This is a genomic window from Chamaesiphon sp. OTE_20_metabat_361, from assembly GCF_031364565.1.
Genome location: NZ_JANLWO010000340.1, coordinates 1 through 4562 on the forward strand (window position 1 = coordinate 1; position 4562 = coordinate 4562).

General features: G+C 50.2%; 5 protein-coding genes. 4 read left to right on the forward strand and 1 reads right to left on the reverse strand.

Annotation, left to right across the window (positions count from 1 at the left end; all coding sequences use genetic code 11):
* Positions 1-87 precede the first annotated feature (87 nt).
* The gene (locus RMO35_RS09955; protein WP_309740793.1) at positions 88-681 is read right to left on the reverse strand and encodes a PAP/fibrillin family protein; all 594 of its coding nucleotides are present in this window, start codon (positions 679-681) and stop codon (positions 88-90) included.
* Positions 682-815: 134 nt separating this feature from the next.
* Between RMO35_RS09955 and RMO35_RS09960 the strand changes: the two genes are divergently transcribed.
* From RMO35_RS09960 to RMO35_RS09975, 4 genes are all read left to right on the forward strand, one after another.
* On the forward strand, positions 816-1094 hold the full coding sequence (locus RMO35_RS09960; protein WP_309740795.1) for a DUF3134 family protein: 279 nt from the start codon (positions 816-818) through the stop codon (positions 1092-1094).
* Positions 1095-1170: 76 nt separating this feature from the next.
* Positions 1171-2259 (forward strand): phospho-N-acetylmuramoyl-pentapeptide-transferase, encoded by a 1089-nt coding sequence (gene mraY / locus RMO35_RS09965; RefSeq protein ID WP_309740797.1) that lies wholly within the window; start codon positions 1171-1173, stop codon positions 2257-2259.
* Positions 2260-2458: 199 nt separating this feature from the next.
* Complete coding sequence (locus RMO35_RS09970) at positions 2459-3697, forward strand: HEAT repeat domain-containing protein (protein WP_309740799.1); 1239 nt, start codon at positions 2459-2461, stop codon at positions 3695-3697.
* 379 nt (positions 3698-4076) lie between these two features.
* Positions 4077-4562, forward strand: a 486-nt coding sequence (locus tag RMO35_RS09975) for a L,D-transpeptidase (protein WP_309740804.1), incomplete at its 3' end; no start/stop codon positions are given.

Here is a 4562-nt window from a genome sequence, read left to right on the forward strand (position 1 = left end):
CTGAGGCTTCCTCAGCGTGCGTTTCACCAAGCAGGGCAAGATCTATGCTTCATACCATTCACTATCCACTATCCACTATTCACGATCCTAAGATCGTGCCAAAACAAAAACACTACCTTCATTACCGCGACTGATGCGCAGCGTGTCATCCAGATAGGTAACTTCCAGCCAAGCGGGGGAGCGATCTTCGCGCCGCGAGATCGGCAAATCGATCGCGGTAAATTTACGACCATTTTCGAGATCCGCAATAAAGCGATCGGGATCGGCATAATTCACCAACCGTTGTAAGCTAATCACCGAACGATTGAATTCCACATTGACACGAGCTTCACTCACGGGCGTAAATTTAGCGGCGATCGCGACTAGGCCATTCAATCCGGGTACGATACTACTTACTTCCGCAATATTATAAACCGCGCTAGTTATCGGTCGAATACACTGATAAATCGTGCCGAGATTAACGAGGGGAAACTTATCGATGCCCAGAAGACTCTGGCTGCTAGTATATAGCAGTCGCCAATTTCCAGCTAATAAGTCGAGCGCCGTTGTCAAGGGGCGAGGATGGGGATTATGAAATTCTAGCTCCGTAATTGTTGCCAGAATTGCCTGTCGATCCACTGGGGTGGCGAGGATACCGCGATTTTTATCTGCAAGCGCGGCAAGTAGTTGGGCTTTTGGCATAGAAATTTGCTAATGAATCGTGATGTCTAATCGCACTCAAAAAGTCGCTCGAACTTGTGACGATCGCCTCCATGCGACTGGATCCTCTCCCCTAAAATGATAGACTATGAGAACTTAAAGCTAATCAACTTACCATGCCCGATTCCCTCGACCTGGATGTGCTAGATTCATTTATCAATCCAGCATTAAAACAACAACCTCGTTACGAACCTGCTCCCGTAATTGCCGAACAAAGAAATACTTCAATTCTAGAGTGGCTCGAAGCTCAAGGTCGGCTGATCGATCGAGACGAACGAGATCCCGCCATCTCCGCCTTAGATCAACCCAATCTAGACGAAGAATTATTTGAAGACGATCGCGGCTATCAAGAAGAAGAAGAAAGCGATGATGCTGACGATACCGACGATATCTAAGGATCCGGTGCAGCTAAAATCTTCAAGATTGACTCGATTAACAAACGTAGTGATGAAATTACCTCGGAGGAAATAGATGGAGGGTAAATCAGCATCTGTCAGGGGTCTCAATCCTACGGGCACTGTGTTACTAATTTTACTAGGCATCGGACTGGTAGGAGCGTTGCTGTGGTTGGACTGGCAAAATGGTAGGAGTCTGACCGAATCGTTACTCTTACCATTTTTGGTGTCTACCGGACTCGTCGCCGCGATCGGTTATCGCGCGATTCCCCAACTCAAGCAGTTGAAGATGGGTCAATTCATCCGCGAAGATGGCCCGCAAGCACACCTCAAAAAGGCGGGAACGCCTACGATGGGGGGGATCTTTGTCGTGCCAGTCGGGGTGATTTTAGGCGTGTTGTGGTCGCAGTTCGATCCGGATGCGATCGCCGTGGCGGTGACTAGTTTGGGCTATCTGGCGATCGGTGGTGTCGATGACTGGAAAAGTTTGAGCAACCGCAAAAATGAAGGTCTGACTCCCAAAGGTAAATTATTACTCCAAGCGGCGATCGCGATCGCTTTTTGCGGTTGGGCTTTCTACAGTAGGGGTAACGCGATTACCAATGTCCATCTGCCGTTTAACGTCTTCCTACCGCTGGGCTTTCTCTTCTGGGGACTAGCAGTATTTGCCCTGCTTGCCGAAAGTAATGCCACCAATCTCACCGATGGTGTCGATGGCTTGGCTGGCGGAACGGGGGCGATCGCCCTGGCTGGTTTAGCCGCAATTATCTATCCCAAAGAACCCAGTCTGGCGATCTTCTGTATTTGCCTGAGCGGTAGCTATCTCGGCTTTGTCGTCCACAATCGCAATAAAGCCAAAGTCTTTATGGGCGATACTGGCTCCCTCGCTCTAGGTGGTGCCTTAGCTGCGGTCGGGATTTTGACCGAAAATCTCTGGGTGCTGTTTATCCTCAGTGGTATCTTTGCGATCGAGGCGCTCTCAGTCACAGCGCAGGTCGGTTACTATAAAGCCACCAAAGATGCTGAGGGCAAAGGTAAACGGCTGTTTAAGATGGCTCCAATTCACCATCACCTGGAGTTGAGCGGTTGGACGGAAACTCAAGTCGTTGGCGTCTTTTACGCGATCGAAGCAGTACTAGTTTTAGTTGGTTTAGCAAGTAGATAAGAGTTGGGAGATGGGAGATGGGAGATGGGAGATGGGAGATGGGAGTTGGGAGTAGTAGAGTAGTAGGGTGGGCACAGTTCGGCTATCGCTCACTGACCACTGCCCACCACAAGGGTTATGGGTGATTTCTGTGGGTTATAGATGATTTCCGATCGTTAAAATCACGATGTCAACTCGGCTCCCTTTGCGCTTCCTTCTCTTGAATACAACGCTTAGAGCAGCCTTCACGATATTACACATCATGCACGATCTCGATCGAGCGATCGCCGCAGCCAGTGAGAGACAATGGTCGATCGCGATCGCCGCCCTGCAAAACTTGTCCCTCACACAGATTCAAGGCGATCGGCAAGTTTTAAACCTCACCTTGCAAATATTGACCGAGGGTGATTTCGAGCAGCAGTGGGAGACTGGTAAAATTGTCCCTAAAGTGGGTGAAATTGCCATCCTACCGCTGCTAAATCTGTTGAATGACCCAGACGTTGATTTAGAGAATCGGTGGTGCTGCGCGCGAATCTTAGGGGAGTTCGATCGACCGCCAGTTATCGCTGCGCTGATCGCCGTAATTCAGACTGACGCAGATGCCGAATTAACCGCGATCGCGATCGGGTCGCTCACCAAAATCGGTGCTCCCGCGATCGCCGCATTGACCGAGATCTTAGCTACTCCCGACCTATCGACAACCCAGCGGGGGATGGCAGTAACTATTCTGACGCGTATTCGGCACTCACAAACGATCGTGCCACTAATCCAGGCGCTTGAAGACCCCGATCCCCAGCTTCGCACCGTTATCGTCGAAGCATTAGGTAGCTTTCACGATCCGCGCATACCGCCACTCCTACTTGCCAAACTTACCGATGTCGCGGCTAGCGTCCGCAAGGCGGCGGCGATATCGCTTAGTTTGCGAGGGGATTTGGCAGTGGAACTAAACCTGAGTCAACACCTCCGACCGTTATTATTCGACCTCGATTTTGGCGTGTGTGAAGCCACCGCTCTCGGCTTAGCCAGATTGCCCGATCCCAGTGTTGTAGACATCTTGACCGAAGTATTAATCTCACCCCTGACGCCCGATCGCTTAAAATCGCCAGTGATTCTCGCCCTCGGCTGGATCGGCAGTAGGGCGGCGATCGATAGCGCGATCGCCGCTCTAGCAGAGATTTCCAACGATCTGGCTCCAGAAATTATTATTGCTATTAGTAAAACCGAGCAAGAGCGGGTTTATGCTAGTCAACAGCTCGTCAATTACCTCTACTGCCACGAATCGGCACATCTGCCGATCGTCAAACAGGAAATAGCCGCAGCACTAGGGAACCTGGGTAATAAAGCGACCGTCCCAGCTCTAGGAATGCTTCTAGACGACGCAGACGATCGAGTCCGATTATACGCTCTGACCGCGATGTCTAAATTAACTTCAATCCCCACTTCGTACTCAGCTCAATAACGAATTTCAGGCGTTGCTAATTTAAGGTATGATTTGCCCTCACCCCGCCATCGCCTCCGGCTCCGGCTCCCCTCTCCCAAGCTTGGGAGAGGGGTTGGGGGTGAGGGCAAGATCTATGCTTCATACCCCAATTTAGCAACGCCTAAATCCGCACTTCGGCTGTCGCTCAGTGCAAGCTATTCACTATCCACCCACCATAAGCACAGACAGCCAAAACGGCGATCGCCAACGATAAACTAGTGAGTGAACGAACTAATCTTAAATTGGGTAAGCTAACTTTAGCTTTCACTGCATTACAACTTAAAACTAAAGTCAACATTTAATAATGTCTCGATTCGTCATTTCTTTAAGATTCAGTACGGGATTATTGCTAACAACCATGTTAACAATTATCCCCACGCGGCTGTTTGCAGAAACTCAAGACCATCGCCGCAACAGCCCACCGCCAGCATTAATAGCACAAATACCCACCAAGCCCACACCCGCACCAACAACCAAAGCACCGCAGAAATTAGAGCCGCTCTCGTCGCCAGCTAATAGTAACAATCCGGCTACTCCCAACAAATCAACTGGGACTAGCCCTACCTCTACCACCAAGCCTGCTGTCGCTGCAACTGGTAAACCTACCGAAGAAGTAGTCAGTCTCGTCCTCAAACTCAGAGAAAAGCGGGTGTATGTCTATCGGGGAGATAAGCTGCTCAAACGTTATCCCGTCGCCATTGGGAAGAAAGGCTGGGAGACACCAACTGGCGAATGGCAAGTCATGGAAAAAATCAAAAATCCCGCTTGGACGAGTTTTAAAACTGGCGAAGTATTTCCCCCTGGGGTGGAAAATCCGCTCGGCTCCCGCTGGATTGGCTTTTGG

Excerpts from the sequence above, each read along its gene's own strand:
- RMO35_RS09960 (WP_309740795.1), top strand. The coding sequence starts at position 816 with ATGCCCGATTCCCTCGACCTGGATGTGCTAGATTCATTTATCAATCCA.
- RMO35_RS09955 (WP_309740793.1), bottom strand. The coding sequence starts at position 681 with ATGCCAAAAGCCCAACTACTTGCCGCGCTTGCAGATAAAAATCGCGGT.
- mraY (WP_309740797.1), top strand. The coding sequence starts at position 1,171 with ATGGAGGGTAAATCAGCATCTGTCAGGGGTCTCAATCCTACGGGCACT.